At 68.7% G+C, this 18,213-nt stretch carries 14 protein-coding genes and 2 tRNA genes; 3 read left to right on the plus strand and 13 right to left on the minus strand.

What is annotated here, in order from left to right:
• Window positions 1–515: 515 nt before the first annotated feature.
• A tRNA-Ala gene (locus tag ACIRB1_RS21865) sits at window positions 516–588 on the minus strand.
• A gap of 179 nt (window positions 589–767) precedes the next feature.
• Between ACIRB1_RS21865 and ACIRB1_RS21870 the strand changes: the two genes are divergently transcribed.
• A complete protein-coding gene (locus ACIRB1_RS21870) occupies window positions 768–1,316 on the plus strand; it encodes a DNA-binding protein (RefSeq protein WP_019055167.1) in 549 nt (182 codons plus the stop codon).
• Between the two features lie 204 nt (window positions 1,317–1,520).
• Window positions 1,521–3,071, plus strand: coding sequence for a serine/threonine-protein kinase (locus ACIRB1_RS21875; protein WP_352179863.1), 1,551 nt, complete (start codon window positions 1,521–1,523; stop codon window positions 3,069–3,071).
• Between the two features lie 28 nt (window positions 3,072–3,099).
• Here the strand turns inward: ACIRB1_RS21875 and ACIRB1_RS21880 are convergent, their stop codons facing one another.
• Together ACIRB1_RS21880 and ACIRB1_RS21885 are read right to left on the minus strand one after the other, a co-directional pair.
• Window positions 3,100–4,551, minus strand: a complete 1,452-nt coding sequence (locus ACIRB1_RS21880) for a hypothetical protein (RefSeq protein ID WP_403466833.1) — start codon at window positions 4,549–4,551, stop codon at window positions 3,100–3,102.
• Window positions 4,552–4,704: 153 nt separating this feature from the next.
• A complete protein-coding gene (locus ACIRB1_RS21885; protein ID WP_003999697.1) occupies window positions 4,705–4,833 on the minus strand; it encodes a DLW-39 family protein in 129 nt (42 codons plus the stop codon).
• 336 nt (window positions 4,834–5,169) lie between these two features.
• Between ACIRB1_RS21885 and ACIRB1_RS21890 the strand changes: the two genes are divergently transcribed.
• Window positions 5,170–5,517 carry a DUF6344 domain-containing protein gene (locus tag ACIRB1_RS21890; protein ID WP_403466641.1) on the plus strand — a complete coding sequence of 116 codons (348 nt, stop codon included), beginning with the start codon at window positions 5,170–5,172 and terminating at the stop codon, window positions 5,515–5,517.
• Between the two features lie 385 nt (window positions 5,518–5,902).
• Here the strand turns inward: ACIRB1_RS21890 and ACIRB1_RS21895 are convergent, their stop codons facing one another.
• The 10 genes from ACIRB1_RS21895 to dnaN all read right to left on the minus strand — a co-directional run bounded on the left by ACIRB1_RS21895 (window position 5,903) and on the right by dnaN (window position 17,230).
• On the minus strand, window positions 5,903–6,148 hold the full coding sequence (locus tag ACIRB1_RS21895) for a hypothetical protein (protein WP_403466642.1): 246 nt from the start codon (window positions 6,146–6,148) through the stop codon (window positions 5,903–5,905).
• A 78-nt stretch (window positions 6,149–6,226) separates the two neighbouring features.
• On the minus strand, window positions 6,227–6,694 hold the full coding sequence (locus ACIRB1_RS21900) for a DUF6083 domain-containing protein (RefSeq protein WP_403466644.1): 468 nt from the start codon (window positions 6,692–6,694) through the stop codon (window positions 6,227–6,229).
• A gap of 438 nt (window positions 6,695–7,132) precedes the next feature.
• Window positions 7,133–7,209, minus strand: a tRNA-Ile gene (locus ACIRB1_RS21905).
• A 136-nt stretch (window positions 7,210–7,345) separates the two neighbouring features.
• Window positions 7,346–8,164 carry a DUF3566 domain-containing protein gene (locus ACIRB1_RS21910; protein WP_403466645.1) on the minus strand — a complete coding sequence of 273 codons (819 nt, stop codon included), beginning with the start codon at window positions 8,162–8,164 and terminating at the stop codon, window positions 7,346–7,348.
• An 18-nt stretch (window positions 8,165–8,182) separates the two neighbouring features.
• Entirely contained in the window at window positions 8,183–10,777 is a 2,595-nt protein-coding gene (gene gyrA / locus ACIRB1_RS21915) for a DNA gyrase subunit A (protein WP_403466646.1), read from the minus strand.
• Window positions 10,778–10,819: 42 nt separating this feature from the next.
• A complete protein-coding gene (gene gyrB, locus ACIRB1_RS21920) occupies window positions 10,820–12,880 on the minus strand; it encodes a DNA topoisomerase (ATP-hydrolyzing) subunit B (protein WP_352179858.1) in 2,061 nt (686 codons plus the stop codon).
• A 353-nt stretch (window positions 12,881–13,233) separates the two neighbouring features.
• Window positions 13,234–13,788 carry a DUF721 domain-containing protein gene (locus tag ACIRB1_RS21925; protein WP_403466647.1) on the minus strand — a complete coding sequence of 185 codons (555 nt, stop codon included), beginning with the start codon at window positions 13,786–13,788 and terminating at the stop codon, window positions 13,234–13,236.
• A complete protein-coding gene (recF, locus tag ACIRB1_RS21930) occupies window positions 13,785–14,906 on the minus strand; it encodes a DNA replication/repair protein RecF (protein WP_352179856.1) in 1,122 nt (373 codons plus the stop codon). The genes ACIRB1_RS21925 and recF overlap by 4 nt, the downstream gene beginning before the upstream one ends.
• Window positions 14,907–14,991: 85 nt before the next feature.
• Window positions 14,992–15,867 (minus strand): phosphogluconate dehydrogenase (NAD(+)-dependent, decarboxylating), encoded by an 876-nt coding sequence (gene gnd / locus ACIRB1_RS21935; protein WP_403466648.1) that lies wholly within the window; start codon window positions 15,865–15,867, stop codon window positions 14,992–14,994.
• Window positions 15,868–16,099: 232 nt separating this feature from the next.
• The gene (dnaN, locus tag ACIRB1_RS21940) at window positions 16,100–17,230 is read right to left on the minus strand and encodes a DNA polymerase III subunit beta (RefSeq protein ID WP_266770422.1); all 1,131 of its coding nucleotides are present in this window, start codon (window positions 17,228–17,230) and stop codon (window positions 16,100–16,102) included.
• Window positions 17,231–18,213 lie beyond the last annotated feature (983 nt).

The raw sequence follows: 18,213 nt of genomic DNA on the forward strand, positions 1-18,213 counted from the left end.
GCGACGCCCTCGGGCGGGGGCGGCCCCCCCCCCGCCCCCCCCGCCCCGGGGCCCCCCCCCCCCGGCCCGCCCCCCCCGGGGGGGCCGGGCCCCCCCCCCCCCCCCCCCCCCACGGCGATGTTTCACGTGGAACGGCCTCGGTGTTTCACGTGGAACAACCGCCGACGACCGCCAACTCCCTTGATTTACACAGGTTGTCCGCTGATTTACGCAGGCTGTCCGCGATGACGTTTGCAACGGCCCAGGTGTACAAGCGCCGCACAGGCTCCCTTAACGGACCGCACATCCCCGATTACACGTCCGCATTCGCACCAGCTCACACACCTCCCGCACACGCGGGCACATCGTCCCCACACTGCGGAGATCACCGGTCGACGCCGCGCGCATCCCGTCCGGCACGGAATTTGCGCAAACAACTGCAACGAAGATCCACCCTTTAAGTGACGCACGTCACCTGCCGGCGGCACAGAAAAACCGGCCGGGCGCCACTGAGGGCGACCGGCCGGTGCGGAATGTGGAGCCTAGGGGAGTCGAACCCCTGACATCTGCCATGCAAAGACAGCGCTCTACCAACTGAGCTAAGGCCCCGCTAGAGAAGCGTCCGACGGCAGAACCACACACCGGCGGGCTTCGGGGACAAGCGTACCGGGTCATCCCGGGGATCTCGCAAAAAGTTGGGGCTCCCGGTGAACGACCACTCTCCGTAAGATGCTCGTCGTGGTTCGCTAGAGCGAACCGCGGTTTTGGGGAAGCGATGGGGAGACGCAATGGACGCCGCACAGCAGGAAGCCACCGCCAGAGCGCGGGAGCTGCAGCGGAATTGGTACGGGGAGCCTTTGGGGGCGCTCTTCCGTAAGCTCATCGACGATCTTGGGCTCAACCAGGCTCGTCTCGCGGGGGTGTTGGGACTGTCCGCGCCGATGTTGTCCCAGCTGATGAGCGGTCAGCGGGCGAAAATCGGCAATCCCGCGGTGGTGCAGCGGGTGCAGTTGTTGCAGGACCTGGCGGGACAGGTCGCGGACGGCAGCGTGAGCGCGGCCGAGGCCACCGAGCGCATGGACGAGATCAAGAAGTCCCAGGGGGGCTCGGTGCTCAGCAACACCACGACCACGACCAGCAGTTCGGGGGCGCCCACGGTCAAGCGGGTGGTCCGGGAGATCCAGTCGCTGTTGCGCTCGGTGGCCGCCGCGGGCGACATCATCGACGCGGCCGACACCCTCGCCCCGACCCACCCCGAACTGGCAGAGTTCCTCCGGGTCTACGGCGCGGGCCGCACCTCGGACGCGGTCGCGCACTACCAGTCCCACCAGAGCTGAGCCCCACCGCCCGGCAGCCGATCGGGGGTTCGGCAGCCGGGCACGCGGTCGGAGCGCGACACGAGGGGGTCGTGTCGCTCACCGGCAGCACGTGCGGAACCGCCGCGAGGGAGTGCGATGAGGAACTGCCGTCAGGGGGAGTCGTATCGCTCGTCTCGGGGGAAGCAACGGGGGTAGCCGAAGGGGGAGGAGCGACGCACAGCCATGGGTGAGGTCTTCGCCGGCCGGTACGAACTGGTCGACCCGATCGGACGCGGCGGTGTCGGCGCGGTCTGGCGCGCCTGGGACCACCGGCGGCGCCGCTATGTGGCCGCGAAGGTCCTCCAGCAGAGCGACGCCCACTCGCTGCTGCGCTTCGTACGGGAACAGGCCCTGCGGATCGACCACCCCCATGTACTGGCCCCGGCCAGCTGGGCCGCCGACGACGACAAGGTCCTGTTCACCATGGATCTGGTGGCCGGAGGCTCGCTCGTCCATCTCATCGGGGACTACGGTCCACTGCCCCCCGCCTTCGTCTGCACGCTTCTCGACCAACTCCTCTCCGGTCTCGCCGCTGTGCACGCGGAAGGTGTCGTGCACCGGGACATCAAGCCCGCGAACCTGCTCCTCGAAGCCACCGGCACCGGCCGCCCACGTCTGCGTCTCTCCGACTTCGGCATCGCGATGCGGCTGGGCGAGGCACGCCTGACGGAGACCAACCTCGTGGTGGGCACGCCGGGTTATCTCGCGCCCGAGCAGATGATGGGCGCCGAACCGGACTTCCCCGCCGACCTGTTCGCCGTAGGACTCGTGGCCCTGTATCTGCTGGAGGGGGCCAAGCCGGACTCCAAGGCGCTGGTGCAGTACTTCGCGGAGCACGGGACCCCGGGGGCGCCCAAGGGCATACCCGAGGCGCTGTGGCAGGTCGTGGCGATGCTGCTGCAGCCCGACCCGCAGGCCCGCTTCCGCACCGCCACGGGCGCACGCAAGGCGCTTGCCGCGGCCGCGGAGCTGCTGCCTGAGCCGGGCCCCGACGACGAGTTGATCGAGATCTTCGACCAAATCGGTCCGCTTCCCTCGGGGTTCGCGCCCGAGGGTCCGCTGAAACGGGCGTCGGGGGTGGACACGGGGGCGACGACGGCTGCGGTGCCGGCGGCGTCCGAGGGCGGGGATGGCGGGGATGAGCCGGGCGACAGGGCTGATGTCGGCGTCAGCGGCGTCAGCGGGGAGTCGGCGTGGCCAGGCACGGACTCCGTACCCGTGGACCCCAGGCAGGGCATCACCTCCCAGCCGACCCCGATCCCAATCCCAGCCCCAACCCACGCCCCTATAGCGGCTCCGCCCCCGCCGCCCTCCCCGATGTCGGACACCGGCAGCTTCCATCTACCGCCGCCGCGGGCCTCGTACGGGCAACAGGTCGACCAGGAAAGGCAGTTGGAGCAGCGGGGGCAGGCACATCAGGACGGCCAGTACAAGGCCGGCCAGAGCCCGTACCAAGTCGGCCAGGACCAGTACCAGCCCGCGCACTCCTCCCCGTACTCCTCCCCATACCCCTCTCCCCATGGCCTGGCCTCCCCCCAGCCGCGCGCTGAGCCCTCCACTGCGTCCTACACCGCTGAGGTCCCGCAGGCTCCACCGTCCGCGCCGCCGGTTCCGCAGCACCGCGGCAGGCGGGCACGGCGGCGACCCAGACCGCCCGCGAAGGTGGCGATCCCGGTCCTGCTGCTCGCGCTGGCCTGCTATGCGGTGGGGTTCTGGGCACTGACCCGCATCTGAACGGGACCACAAAGCCGCCTGAACCGGACTACAAGGCCGCCGTCGAAGCCCGGTCCCGACCCCGGCCCCTATCCCTATCGCGGCCCCCGTCCCGCCGCCGGGCCGACACCGTCCACACGCCGAGGGTCGCCAGCAGCACGCTGCCCGCACCGATCCCGGCCACCGCGAGGACCTTCATCGAGCGGTCGCCACCTCCCCCGACGCCCCCCGTCGCAGCTGCCGCAGTCGCCGCGCGGTCCTGCGCGGTCACCTCGAAGATGTTCGCGGGCTCGGGCTTCGCCGCGTACCCCGGACCCGCGTGTGCCGACCCGCCGACCCGTACCCGCAGCGTCACCGGCAACGGTCCCTGGCCGAAGATGTCGGCCAGCTCCGTGGAGAGGTGCACGACGAGGTAGTACGACCCGGCGAAGCGCATCCCGTTCACGTGGTCGACGACGGAGTAGCGGTTGCGGTACTCGACGGGCGGCAACGGTTCCAGCGCCACCGACCGCTCGCTGCCCCGGTACCCGAGGCCCGCCTCGTCGACGGAGCCGCGCACGGGGTTGTAGAGCGCCAGGTCGAGCGCGCGGGTCACATAGCCGCTGCCGCCGTCCGAGCCGCCCAGTCCGGCGGTGACGGACAGCTGCTGGCCCCAGTCGACCGGCACCTTGTAGAAGACGGTCCCGCCGGGCCGGACGTCGTCCCGCCACACGCCCTGCCCGACGGCGGTCGCCCCGGCGAAGCCCGAGCCCCCCGCACGGCGCCGGGCCTCCCCCGTGACCGCCTCGGGCGACGCCGAGTCCCAGACCTGGGGAGCCTCGGTCGTACCGGCCTGGGCCGGCGGAGGTTCCGACACCGCGGTCAGTTCCAGCCCCCAGGTGTCCGACGACGAACCCGACGCGTCGACGCGCTCGACGACCACGTAGTACGTGCCGCCCCCCTTGCACAGCGCCTTCCCCGCCTCCCGCGCGGCCCAGGCGGCCACGGGGTGGGGGCTTCGGCTCGCCCCGAAGGTGGCGCTCCGGTGAGTGCAGGCGGTGCCCGACGCATTCTGCATCGACACCCTGATCCCGTCGGTGGCGGCGACCGTGGTGCCCGCCGGGGGCACGGCGGTCACGGACACATAGGCGTTCGACGTGGCGTCGAGATCGATGCCGTAGTAGACCTTGGCGCCCTTCGGAAGCGAACTCCGGTACGCCCCACCGGCTTTCAGCGCTACGGCGTCCCCGGTGCCGGTCGCTCCGTCGACGACCCGGTCGCCCTGGCCGTAGCCGTAGGCCCCCGGCGAGCCGGCCGCGATGGCGGGCCGCCCTGTGAGGGCGACCGTCGCGCACAGCGCCGCTGTGAGGACCACGACACGTCGTCGTACGACTCCGCCCACGGCGACGGGCCTACGGCCGCCCTGTGCCCGCGTCCACGTCCGCGTCCGCGTCCGCCACCACGCCGTACGCCGCCGCCCCATGACGCGCCACCCCTCACCGTTGCTCCGGACGTGGCCCATCCTGCCCCGCACGCGCGCGTGACATCCCGGCAATGCGTACGAGCGTCCGAAACAGCGGGGTCCTGGTGGCCGTAGCCGCAGCCGGGCGGGGGCGCAACACAAAGCCCCGACCGCTCGGGCGGCCGGGGCTTGCTCAGAACTGGATCTCTGTACTCACGAACCCGTGGGCACGGAGTCGGTCGCCTCCGTCCACAGATCCTGCTCGGCGCGATCCGCCTGGATCTGGCGGTACACGAGGAGCCCGCCGATGGCGGCCAGTGCGACCAGGAGAAGCTTCTTCACCGCGGACCTCGTCTTTCCTTGACGTTGGGGACCTCTGTCGCCCGACTATACACACCGAGCGATACCGATCGGTGACCTGCGTCCGGGGCCAACTCCCGCCCGGGAGAGCGCAGTAGAAGCGGACCGAGCCGCTCCGATCGGAGGGTGATCACACCCCCACGGAGGGTTACTTCGCCCTCATTTCGCGCAGATTCGACCCTATTCTTCCTCCTTGCGCCCATTCGAGTGGTGTTCATCAGAACATCGACGCGCCACGGGCGTCGGTCCACCACTTCGCGAGCCCCATACACATCATGAGGAAAGTACGCAAATCGCCCAACCTGAAAGTGAGGGGCCATGGCCCAGATCAAGGTCATGAAGTTGTGGAACGCCTTCGTCACCGGCTTCCTGGCACTGTGCACGGCGCTCGGACTCATCACGGTCACCGCGACGGCCGCCGCCGCGACGACGCGGGTCGAGGCCACGAGCACCAGCCCGGTCGCCGCGGCGACGACACCGGCGGTCTCCCCCTGGACCTTCACCAGGTCCCTGCCCCCCACGATGAAGCAGCGCATCCGCGCCGAGGCCCACGGCAAGTCCCCCAGCTGCCGCCACCGCCCGCCGACGGACACGGACGAGACGACGGAGCACGCGGACTCGCTGGAGCCGGCCCACACCGACCAGGCGGCACCGCTCCAGCGCTGACCCGGGCGCGGCCCCCTCGGCACAGCGCGACACGGCACGGCACGAAACATCCCGCCGGCCTTGACCGAACTGCTCGACTCGCTCGACCTGCTCAACCCGCTCGACTGCTCGACCTGCTGAATCCGCAGAATCTGCTCGACCCGCAGGACCTGCCCGCCCACCCGCCCTCTCTGACCCAGCGGCGAACTTGCGTACAACGCTCCAGAGACAACACAAAGGACCCCGAAAACCCCTGGCCACCACGGCCGGGGGTCTTCTGGCGTGCCTCGGAGATCTGCTGACGCGCATCGGGCATCTGCTGACGCGCCCCGAGGGCTCCTCGCGTGCCCATGCCTGACGGCCTCAACTGGACCAGAGGCACAGCCCGTTGGCCCGGACAACCGGCTCAGCCAACCGAACCTTCCGCGTCGCTCCGCGGATCTTCGCCGGGTTGTGGCTGTGATCGCCTGGCCGAGCGGAAGCCGATCACGTACCCGAGGACGTAGACGCAGAACATCAGCAGAACGACGAGCACCACCAACGCGACCTTGTCGCCTGCGCTGATCGCGGCACGCACCATCATGGCCATCAAAAAGATCAGTAGCCCTACCTGGAACCAATGCCGTGTGCGCAGGCCGTGTCGCTCCGTCATGACAACCCCCTCCCGCTCACAGCCTATGGCGCGGGCCCTCTTTCGGATCTCGGGCCGTTCTGAACGTGCGGTGCACGGTCACGTTTCGTGCTTCAGACACACGAACTCATGAGTGGGGATGACGGGCTCTCCGGGTGTGGGATCGACGGCGCCGATCCTGATGGCCACTGTCGCCACGGTGATGGGGGTGTTCGCTGCCTTCGGGTGCATCAAACGCCAACGGTGCCCGGGAGGGACCTTCTTCGCGGGCAACTCGAACGTGGCCAGCTCCACCCAACGGTCATAGTTCGTGGGGTAGCAACGCACCGGTGCATGGCACTGCCGGCAGGTGCGGGGCTCGATCCATGTCACGTCATCCGGGTCGAACTCGGGGTCCGGTGTCGCTGTGGCGCCCTCGCACACGGCAAGCTCGTTGGCGACCTTGTTCCAGCACCTGTCGCAGAGTTCGGCTGACAGGGGAATGATCCGTCCGCGCTCACGAACGTCGGGCCCGTTCGAGGTACATAACAGGCACTCAGGCTGGCTGACACCGTGATGAACCGCCATTTTCTGAGTGTGAGTGCCCGATGCACCATGCAAACAGGGCGTCTTTCGGCCTTATTCGCCAAAGTCGCACTTCAGCAGCCTGAGCAACGCACAGGCGGAACTACCGCCTCAAACCACGCCAGGGACTCGTCTGCTCGACTCTGCCCGGGATGATGGCATCAGGGATAGGACACACCACCACGCGTCCCCTGCGAGCCCGCACCCGGCGCCCCTGTCCCTCATCCCGGCGCCGGCCGATCCCCCGCCGAAAGCTTGCTGCGGCAGCGAGATCAAAATGACGCTCGCCATCTACACCCAGATCGTCGGGGACGCGGAGCGGGAGGCGACGGACATGCTCTCCGAGGTGCTGGAAGATCCAGTCGTCGGCTGACCGTGGCCGTTGGTGTCAACCGGTGGTGTCAAAAGACCCCCAGCCTGATCGGCTGGGGGTCTTCTGGCTGGTGGGGCTAACAGGATTTGAACCTGTGGCCTCATCCTTATCAGGGATGCGCTCTAACCAACTGAGCTATAGCCCCGCCGCGCTTTGCGGAGTGTGTCCCGCGCGCTGACTCCTGAAGATTAGCGCACGACATGGGCAGTCCCAAAATCGATAGTCACAGGACCGTCGAGAGGGGTTTCAACCCGCGTTCACTCGACTTCGCGCAGGTCTTCTCACTCGTCCTCGGCGAGCGTCAGCTCGATGCCGCCGACGAAGCCGGCGGAGAGGTTGTAGATGAAGGCGGCGAGCGTCGCGAGGGCCGTGGCCAGGACGATGTCGATGACCGCGATGATCCCCGAGAACGTCAGGACGTGCGGGAGGGACAGGAACGACTGGAGGTCGAAGCCGTTCGACTCGTTCGAGCCGGTCGCCTCCGAGATCGTGCCGCCGACCGTGGAGAAGACCCCCATCGCGTCCATGACCATCCACAGCACCGCGGACGCCACGACCGTGCAGATGCCCAGCGCGATGGAGAGCAGGAAGCTGACCTTCATCACCGACCACGGGTCGGCCTTGGCCACCCGCAGCCGCGCCTTACGGGTACGGGGCGCGGTGCGCGCACCCGTACGAGGACGCCGTACGGCACCGCTCTGGGCGGCGGCGGGCGACTGCGTGGGGTACGCCTGCGGCGGGTGGTACGGCCCCGCCGCCTGCTGCGGCTGACGCTCCCCCGGGAGGGGCGAACCCGGCAGCGGGGACCCCGCGGGCGCGGCCGGTGCGGCCTGCTGGGCCGCCGCGTGCGCCTGGCCCGGGGCCTGGGCGCCCGGCGCGGCCTGACCCGCCCCAGCCGACTGCTGCTGGGTCTGCGGACCTCGGGTGTCCGTCACAGTTCCCCCCTGGGATCCATGCGTGTCGGGCGAGTGCGCGTCGCTCTTCTTCACGTCGATCGCCCGCAGCTGGGTCGTGTGCGGATCTGTCGCGTTCGCGGCGGAGCCACGGCCGCCGCCGTCCGTGTCCGTACCGGTCGATCCGGCGCCCGTGGCTCCGCTCACGATGACTCTCTCCTCGTGCTACTCGTCCGAGGGTGCGTCACCCTCGTCCGTGCCGGTGGTCGCGGCACCCTCGGTGGTCTCGTCGTCGGCTTCGTCGCCGACGACCTCCTCCGCCTCGGGTCCCGCCTCGGCGTTACGAGCGATACCGACGACGGCATCGCGCTTGCCCAGGTTGATCAGTTGGACGCCCATGGTGTCACGGCCCGTCTCCCTGACCTCGTTGACTCGCGTACGAATCACACCGCCGGACAACGTGATGGCGAGGATCTCGTCGGTCTCCTCGACCACCAGCGCGCCGACGAGAGAACCGCGGTCCTCGACGATCTTGGCGGCCTTGATACCCAGGCCGCCGCGACCCTGGACGCGGTACTCGTCGACGGCGGTGCGCTTCGCGTACCCGCCGTCTGTGGCAGTGAACACGAACGTACCGGGTCGAACAACATTCATCGAGAGAAGCTGGTCGCCCTCGCGGAAACTCATGCCCTTGACACCGGAGGTCGCACGCCCCATGGGGCGCAGTGCGTCGTCCGTGGCGGTGAACCTGATCGACTGTGCCTTCTTGCTGATCAGCAGCAGATCGTCCTCGGACGAGACGAGTTCGGCGCCGATCAGTTCGTCGTCGGAACCGTCCTCCGTCTCACGGAGGTTGATCGCGATGACACCGCCGGAGCGGGGCGAATCGTAATCCTTAAGAGGCGTCTTCTTGACCAGACCGCCCTTGGTGGCGAGCACCAGGTAGGGCGCCGCCTCGTAGTCGCGGATCGCGAGGATCTCCGCGATGGCCTCGTCCGGCTGGAAGGCGAGCAGGTTCGCGACGTGCTGCCCGCGCGCGTCCCGGCCGGCGTCCGGGAGTTCGTAGGCCTTGGCGCGGTAGACGCGGCCCTTGTTGGTGAAGAACAGCAGCCAGTGGTGGGTCGTGGACACGAAGAAGTGGTCGACGATGTCGTCTTCCTTGAGCTTCGTGCCGCGGACGCCCTTGCCGCCGCGCTTCTGGGAGCGGTAGTCGTCCGCCTTGGTGCGCTTGACGTAGCCGCCGCGCGAGATGGTGACGACGATGTCCTCTTCGGCGATGAGGTCCTCGATGGACATGTCACCGTCGAAGGGCACCAGCATCGTCTTGCGGTCGTCGCCGTACTTCTCGACGATCGCGGCGAGTTCCTCGCTGACGATGCCGCGCTGGCGGACCGGGGAGGCCAGGATCGCGTTGTACTCGGTGATCTTCGCCTGGAGTTCGTCGTGCTCCTGGATGATCTTCTGGCGCTCCAGGGCGGCCAGCCGGCGGAGCTGCATCTCCAGGATGGCGTTCGCCTGGATCTCGTCGATCGTCAGGAGCTCCATCAGGCCGGTGCGCGCGATCTCGACGGTGTCGCTGCGCCGGATCAGCGCGATGACCTCGTCGATGGCGTCCAGGGCCTTCAGGAGGCCGCGCAGGATGTGCGCCCGCTCCTCGGCCTTGCGCAGCCGGAACTTCGTCCGGCGGACGATGACCTCGATCTGGTGCGCCACCCAGTGCCGGATGAACGCGTCCAGGGAGAGGGTCCTCGGCACACCGTCGACCAGGGCCAGCATGTTGGCGCTGAAGTTCGACTGCAAGTCGGTGTGCTTGTAGAGGTTGTTCAGTACGACCTTGGCGACCGCGTCCCTCTTGAGGACGATGACGAGGCGCTGGCCGGTACGGGACGACGTCTCGTCGCGGACGTCGGCGATGCCGCCGACCTTGCCGTCCTTCACCAGGTCGGCGATCTTCTGCGCGAGGTTGTCGGGGTTGGTCTGGTAGGGGAGTTCGGTGACCACCAGGCACTGGCGGTTCTGGATCTCCTCGACCTCGACGACCGCGCGCATGGTGATCGAGCCACGGCCCGTGCGGTACGCCTCCTCGATGCCCTTGCGGCCGACGACGAGCGCGCCGGTCGGGAAGTCGGGGCCCTTGATGCGCTCGATCAGCGCGTCCAGCAGCTCCTCGTGCGAGGCCTCGGGGTTCTCCAGGCACCACTGGGCGCCCGCCGCGACCTCGCGGAGGTTGTGCGGCGGGATGTTGGTGGCCATGCCGACCGCGATGCCCGCCGAGCCGTTGATCAGCAGGTTCGGGAAGCGGGCCGGCAGGACGGTCGGCTCCTGGGAGCGGCCGTCGTAGTTGTCCGTGAAGTCGACGGTCTCCTCGTCGATGTCACGGACCATCTCCATGGACAGCGGCGCCAGCTTGCACTCGGTGTAGCGCATGGCGGCGGCGGGGTCGTTGCCCGGGGAGCCGAAGTTGCCGTTCGAGTCCACCAGCGGCATCCGCATCGACCACGGCTGCGCGAGGCGGACCAGCGCGTCGTAGATCGAGGAGTCGCCGTGCGGGTGGTAGTTGCCCATGACGTCGCCGACGACACGGGCGCACTTGTAGAAGCCCTTCTCAGGCCGGTAGCCGCCGTCGTACATGGCGTACAGGACGCGGCGGTGGACGGGCTTGAGGCCGTCACGGACGTCGGGCAGGGCTCGCGACACGATGACGGACATCGCGTAGTCGAGGTACGAGCGCTGCATCTCCGTCTCGAGCCCGACGGGCTCGACGCGCTGGGCGATGATGGCGCCCTCTTCAGGCGCAGTGGGGGTGTTCTCGTCGGCCATTGCTGGTGGGGATCCTTCCTGGTGCGGTCAGCTGAGACCGACTCAGATGTCGAGGAAGCGGACGTCCTTGGCGTTGCGCTGGATGAACTGGCGGCGCGCCTCGACGTCCTCGCCCATGAGGACCGAGAACAGGTCGTCGGCCTGCGCGGCGTCGTCCAGGGTGACCTGGCCGAGGACGCGGTGCTCCTGGTCCATCGTGGTGATGCGCAGCTCCTCGGCGTTCATCTCGCCGAGACCCTTGAAGCGCTGGATCGAGTCTTCCTTGATGCGCTTGCCGTTCTGCCGGCCCAGCTCGATCAGGGCGTCGCGCTCGCGGTCCGAGTACGCGTACTCGAAGTCGTCGCGGCCCCACTTGATCTTGTACAGCGGCGGGCGGGACAGGAACACGTGCCCGGCCTCGACCAGGGGCCGCATGAAGCGGAACAGGAAGGTCAGCAGCAGGGTGGAGATGTGCTGGCCGTCGACGTCGGCGTCCGCCATCAGGATGATCTTGTGATAGCGGAGCCTGGCGATGTCGAAGTCCTCGTGGACCCCGGTGCCGAAGGCGGAGATCAGTGCCTGGATCTCCTGGTTCTGGAGGATCTTGTCGATCCTGGCCTTCTCGACGTTGAGGATCTTTCCTCGGATCGGGAGGATCGCCTGGTACTGCGGGTTCCGGCCGGACTTGGCCGAGCCGCCGGCGGAGTCGCCCTCGACGATGAAGATCTCGCACTTGGTGGGGTCGTTCGACTGGCAGTCGGACAGCTTGCCCGGGAGGGACGCCGTCTCCAGGAGGCCCTTGCGACGGGTGAGGTCGCGGGCCTTGCGGGCCGCCACGCGCGCGGTGGCCGCCTGGATGCCCTTCCGGATGATGTCCGACGCCTCGTTCGGGTTGCGGTCGAGCCAGTCGTTCAGGTGCTCGTAGACCGCCTTCTGTACGAAGGTCTTCGCCTCGGTGTTGCCGAGCTTGGTCTTCGTCTGGCCCTCGAACTGCGGCTCGGCCAGCTTCACCGAGATGATCGCTGTCAGACCCTCGCGGATGTCGTCGCCCGTGAGGTTGTCGTCCTTCTCACGGAGCAGCTTCTTGTCGCGCGCGTACTTGTTGATCAGCGACGTCAGCGCGGCCCGGAAGCCCTCTTCGTGCGTGCCGCCCTCATGCGTGTGGATGATGTTGGCGAAGGAGTAGACGCCCTCGCTGTAACCGCTGTTCCACTGCATCGCGACCTCGAGGGACAGGCTCTTGTCCTTGTCCTCCGCCTCCAGGTCGATGACGGTCGGGTGCACCACGTCTCCCTTGCGGGAGTTGAGGTACGTCACGTAGTCGACGATGCCGCCCTCGTAGTGGTACGTGACGGACTTGACCTCGTCCTTCTCGTCCGCACCCGCCTCGTCGGCACCGGCCGTGGCCTTGGCCAGCTCGCGCTCGTCAGTGAGTTTGATCGTCAAACCCTTGTTGAGGAACGCCATCTCCTGGAAGCGCCGCGACAGCGTCTCGAAGGAGTACTCGGTCGTCTCGAAGACATCCGGGTCGGCCCAGAAGGTGACCGACGTGCCGGTCTCGTCCGTGGCCTCGTGCCGTGCGAGCGGGGCGGTCGGCACGCCCAGCTTGTAGTCCTGCGTCCAGCGGTAGCCGTCGGTCCTGACCTCGACGGCGACCTTGCTGGACAGCGCGTTCACCACGGACACGCCCACGCCGTGCAGACCGCCGGAGACCGCGTAACCGCCGCCCCCGAACTTGCCGCCCGCGTGTAGCACCGTCAGCACGACCTCGACGGCGGGCTTGCCCTCGGAGGGGACGATGCCCACCGGGATGCCTCGGCCGTTGTCGATGACCCGTACGCCGCCGTCGGGCAGGATCGTGACGTCGATCGTGTCCGCGTGACCGGCCAGCGCCTCGTCGACGGAGTTGTCGACGACCTCCTGCACGAGGTGGTGCAGGCCGCGCTCGCCGGTCGAGCCGATGTACATACCGGGTCGCTTGCGGACCGCGTCCAGACCCTCGAGGACGGTGATGGCGCTGGCGTCGTACGAGGCGGTGACCTCGCCGTTCGAGGCGTGGGCCTCGCCGGTGGCGCCGGCGTCGGTGGACGGGATGTTCTCGTTGGGGTTGCCGGAATCGGCCACGAAGCGCCCTTTCTGGCACAGCACAAGCCAGGCACCCGGCTGATGGCCGGAGCGGCTGCGGCGTGTTGCGTTGGTAAGCCTTAGTCAGCGTTGCTCGGTGTGTGTCCCACAAGTGGGGCGGGATTGCTTCCAGTCTACCGGTAGCGCCGACATGGATGGGGGTTTGCCGGTACCTGAGTCCTCATGTGCCGCCCTCAACCGGTCTCTCCCGACTCCCCATATGCGGAACAGGGCTCAAAGAGGCTCACGGCGGCACTCAGCGCTTCCGGGTGTCAACCCTTTGCTACTCAAGGGTCAGGTCTGTATTCGCAACCGCGTCGGGTCACCCGCCGGAGCCCTCGCTGTGATGTCAGTCACCCATAGGTGTCGCCGGGACCCGTGCTGCCGGGAGCGCGCAGGGGACCGTAGCGACGGGGCGGCCCACCGGGGCCGTTGACCTTGAGGAAGCGGACCGTGCCGTGCCCCAGGTCCTCGTTCAGCCGGGCCACCAGTTGCGGGGCGAGCAGCCTCAGGTTCGTCGCCCAGGCCGTGGAGTCGCAGCGCACGATCAGGACCCGCTCGTCCTCGTCGTACTTCTCCGGGACGCAGTGGTTGGCCAGGTCCTCGCCGACGATCTGCGGCCAGCGGCCCATCACACCGCCCACCGCGGCGGGCGTCTCCCAGCCGCGCTCGGTCAGCAGCCGGTTGATCGCGGCGCCGAGCGCCATGGGGTCACGGCCGTCGGCGCGCGCGCCCGAGCGCAGGCCGCCGCGCCGCGCCTGCTTCTTCTGCTGCGCCGCGTCCCCACGCGCGCGTGCCTGTTCCTTCGCGGCGCGCAACGCCACGCGCGCGAGGTCGACGCCGGAGGGCTCGGCGCCCTTCTTGGCCGCGGGCTCCTCGGGGCGCTCGGCGGCCTCGTCGGCGCTCATACGCGCTCCACCGCCCCCTCCGCCACGCTGTACCGCGTCCCCGCCAGCACATGCGGTACGTCGTCGTCGACCGCGGCCGTCACCAGCACCTGCTCGCCGGGCGCCACCAGCTCGGCCAGCCGCTCCCGGCGTCGCGTGTCCAGCTCCGCGAACACGTCGTCGAGCACCAGCACCGGCTCGTTCCCCTCGGCCCTGAGCAGGTCGTACGACGCGAGCCGCAACGCCAGCGCGTACGACCAGGACTCGCCGTGCGACGCGTACCCCTTGGCAGGCAGCTGACCGAGTTTGAGAATCACATCGTCCCGATGCGGCCCTACGAGGGTGACGCCCCGCTCGATCTCCTGCTTGCGCGCCTCCGCGATCGCCGCCATCAGCTGCTCGTAGAGACCTTCACGCGTGTGTGCCTCACCGGGCGCCGACGGCTTGTACTCCAGGGCCACCGGGCCGCCGCCGGGCGCCAGTTGCTCGTACGCCTTGTCGGCGAGGGGCTGCACCGCGGCGATCAGATCGAGGCGCTGCGCCAGCAACTCGGCACCCACGCGCGCGAGATGCTGGTCCCACACGTCGAGCGTGGACAGGTCCATCGACCGCCCGCCGTGCCGCCGCGCCAACGCGGCCGACTTCAGCAGGGTGTTGCGCTGCTTGAGAACCCGCTCGTAGTCGGACCGGACCCCGGCCATGCGCGGCGACCGCGCGGTGATCAGCTCGTCCAGGAACCGCCGCCGCTCCCCGGGGTCCCCCTTCACCAGCGCGAGATCCTCGGGCGCGAACAGCACGGTCCGTACGATGCCCAGCACGTCACGGGGCCTGACCTGCGAGGACCGGTTGATGCGGGCGCGGTTGGCGCGGCCGGGGTTCAGCTCGAGCTCGACCAGCTGCTGCCGGTCGCCCTGCCTGACCTGCGCGCGGATGATCGCGCGCTCGGCGCCCATCCGGACCAGGGGGGCGTCGGAGGAGACGCGGTGACTGCCCAGGGTGGCGAGATAGCCGATCGCCTCGACCAGGTTGGTCTTGCCCTGCCCGTTGGGCCCCACGAACGCGGTGACGCCGGGGTCGAGCGGGACGTCGACCCCGGCGTACGAGCGGAAGTCGGCCAGCGACAGATGCGTGACGTGCATGGTCGTTCGCCGACCTCCCCCAGGTTGTGGATCCACCGGCAGGGCCTGTGGATCGCGGATCTGTGGACTGCTTCGTCCTTGTGGACTACTTCGTCTCTACGGCGTGGCCGCCGAACTGGTTGCGCAGCGCGGCGACCATCTTCATCTGCGGCGAGTCGTCCTGGCGCGAGGCGAACCGCGCGAACAGGGAGGCCGTGATCGCGGGCAGCGGTACGGCGTTGTCGATGGCCGCCTCGACGGTCCAGCGGCCCTCGCCGGAGTCCTCCGCGTAGCCCTTGAGCTTGTCCAGGTGCTCGTCGCCGTCCAGGGCGTTGACCGCGAGGTCCAGCAGCCAGGAACGGATGACGGTGCCCTCCTGCCAGGAGCGGAAGACCTCACGGACGTCCGTGACGGAGTCGACCTTCTCCAGCAGCTCCCAGCCCTCGGCGTAGGCCTGCATCATGGCGTACTCGATGCCGTTGTGAACCATCTTCGAGAAGTGGCCCGCACCGACCTTGCCCGCGTGGACGAAGCCGAAGTCGCCCTCGGGCTTGAGGGCGTCGAAGACCGGCTGGACCTTCGCGATGTTCTCGGCGTCGCCGCCGACCATCAGCGCATAGCCGTTCTGAAGGCCCCACACACCGCCCGAGACGCCCGCGTCGACGAAGCCGATGCCCTTGGCGCCCAGCTCCTCCGCGTGCTTCTCGTCGTCCGTCCAGCGCGAGTTGCCGCCGTCCACGACGACGTCGCCGGGCTGGAGCAGCTCGCCCAGCTCGTCGACGGTGGCCTGGGTCGGGGCGCCGGCCGGGACCATCACCCACACCACGCGCGGGCCCTTGAGCTTGTCCACAAGCTCTCCCAGGCTGTGGACATCGGCGAGGTCCGGGTTGCGGTCGTATCCGATGACGGTGTGGCCTGCGCGGCGGATGCGCTCGCGCATGTTGCCGCCCATCTTGCCGAGGCCGACGAGACCGAGCTCCATCAGTTGTTCCTTAGGGTGCGACGTGGCATGAAGGCACTTGAGTACCTGTGTCCGAGCCTAGACCCGGACGGTCATGCACACCTGTGGGCATACGCGCTCAGAAGTACCGAGCCGTATGCCCCGACCTGCGGTGTTCTCGTCGACGCCGACCAGCCGCTCAGGCGGACCGGCATACTGCGATCTTGTGGGGGACGACCCCCACACCCCCAGCGGACCGATACGGCGAGCCGACTCAGCCGCTGAGGCGGACCGGCATGATCAGGTACTTGTAGGCCTCGTCCGCCTCAGCGTCCAGGGCCGGCTTGCCGCTGAGCAGCGCGGGCTTGGTGGAGGTCGTGAAGGAGAGCTGGGCCACCGGGGAGTCGATGGCGCTCAGGCCGTCCAGCAGGAACGTCGGGTTGAAGGCGATCGACACGTCGTCACCCTCGAGGTTCGCGTCGACGCGCTCCACAGCCTGTGCGTCGTCGCTGGAACCGGCCTCCAGGATCAGCACGCCCTGCTCGAAGCTCAGCCGCACCGGGGTGTTGCGCTCGGCGACCAGGGCGACGCGCTTGACGGCCTCCACGAAGGGGGCGGTCTCGATCACGGCGATGGAGTTGAACTCCGTCGGGAACAGCGAGCGGTACTTCGGGAGGTCACCCTCCAGGAGACGCGTCGTCGTACGGCGACCGGCGCCCTCGAAGCCGATGAGGCCTTCTCCCGCGCCCGAGCCGGACAGCGCCAGGATCACGCTGTCGCCGCTCGTGAGGGCCTTGGCGGTGTCCAGGAGCGTCTTGGCGGGCACCAGGGCGACCGCGGACGCCTCCGGGTTCTCCGGCTTCCACAGGAACTCGCGGACCGCGAAGCGGTAGCGGTCGGTGGACGCCAGCGTCACCGTGTCGCCCTCGATCTCGATGCGCACACCGGTGAGGACGGGCAGCGTGTCGTCACGGCCGGCGGCGATGGCCACCTGGGCGGCCGCCGAGGCGAACACCTCACCGGGGACGGTGCCGGTCGCGGTGGGCATCTGCGGCAGCGCCGGGTACTCCTCCACAGGCAGGGTGTGCAGGGTGAAGCGGGAGGAGCCGCAGACAACGGTCGCCCGTACACCGTCTGTGGAAATCTCCACCGGGCGGTTGGGAAGAGCGCGGCAGATGTCGGCGAGCAGCCGGCCGGAGACGAGGACCGTGCCCTCCTCCTCGACCTCCGCGTCGACCGACACGCGCGCGGAGACCTCGTAGTCGAAGCTGGACAGGCTCAGCTGTCCCTCCTCGGACTTCAGCAGGAGGCCGGCGAGGACCGGCGCCGGCGGACGGGCCGGGAGGCTGCGTGCCGCCCAGGCCACTGCCTCCGCGAGTACGTCGCGTTCCACCCGGATCTTCACTCTTGCCGCCTCCTGCTGTTGCCGGCGCTTCTCGGCCTGCCTGGCTTCGTCGTCTGTCTCGGTGTCGTCGGTCCCTGTGAGGGGAAGGACATCCGGGGAACAGTCTGACGCACAGCACTGACAGTAGGTGCCCGTCGGGGTCAAGTCGTGACGAGCGGCTGCCGGACGACGAAGAGCAAGTTGTGCACAGGCCCCGCTTCGAAACGGATTCCTAGCTCTCTCTAGTTGCTAGTAGTAGTAGGGGCTGTGGATACCGTGGATAACCGCGTTTTCGCAGCTCAGGGCAGGAATTTTGTCCACCGACCCTGTGGGCGACGCCCGTGGACAACCTAGGGTTTCTGTGGAGAACGGAAAGTTCTGCACACCCCATGCACAGCCGAGGGCCACTTCTCCCCAGCGCCGTCCCCAGCTTTACCCGCCTTTCCCACAGCCCAACCCGGCACCTTCGTGTGACGCCTTTCACTCGACACGGTGAGGTGGCGCGTTGCGTTGCCGAACAGTGGACAGCGGTGTGGAGAAGCTGGAGATCGCTGGGGACAACCGGCCCCAGCCTGTGGGTTGTCGGTGGACAAGTTCGTCCCCAGCCTGTGGATCACGGATTCGTCCCCAGCCTGTGGATATCTTTCGTCCACGAATCCACAACCACCTGACCTGGTCCGATGATCTCGCAGCCACGGCGCCTGTGGACACAGTCTGGACAACTTCGCGGTCCCCAGGATGTGGACGGAAGAAAGTCCCCAAATCTGTGGAGGGCGGCCGTAACCCCGGCGGTATTCGAACAGCGGGGGTTGGGTTCGGGGGTTTGAAACGGTGGCCGCCGCCTGCCGGATCGGCTCGGGAAGGGCTCCCGAGGGGCTCAGGAGGGCGTGCGGAGGGGCTTCAGAGCGGGTCCAGGACGGCTTGGAAGCGGGTCGAGGAGCGGCTGCGGATCGTCTCGCGACGCCTGCCGAGGGGGCTTCCGCCATCCCCAGGCGCCCTCCCGA

Origin of the sequence: Streptomyces sp. NPDC096013 (assembly GCF_044763565.1) — a bacterium.
Lineage (GTDB): Bacteria > Actinomycetota > Actinomycetes > Streptomycetales > Streptomycetaceae > Streptomyces.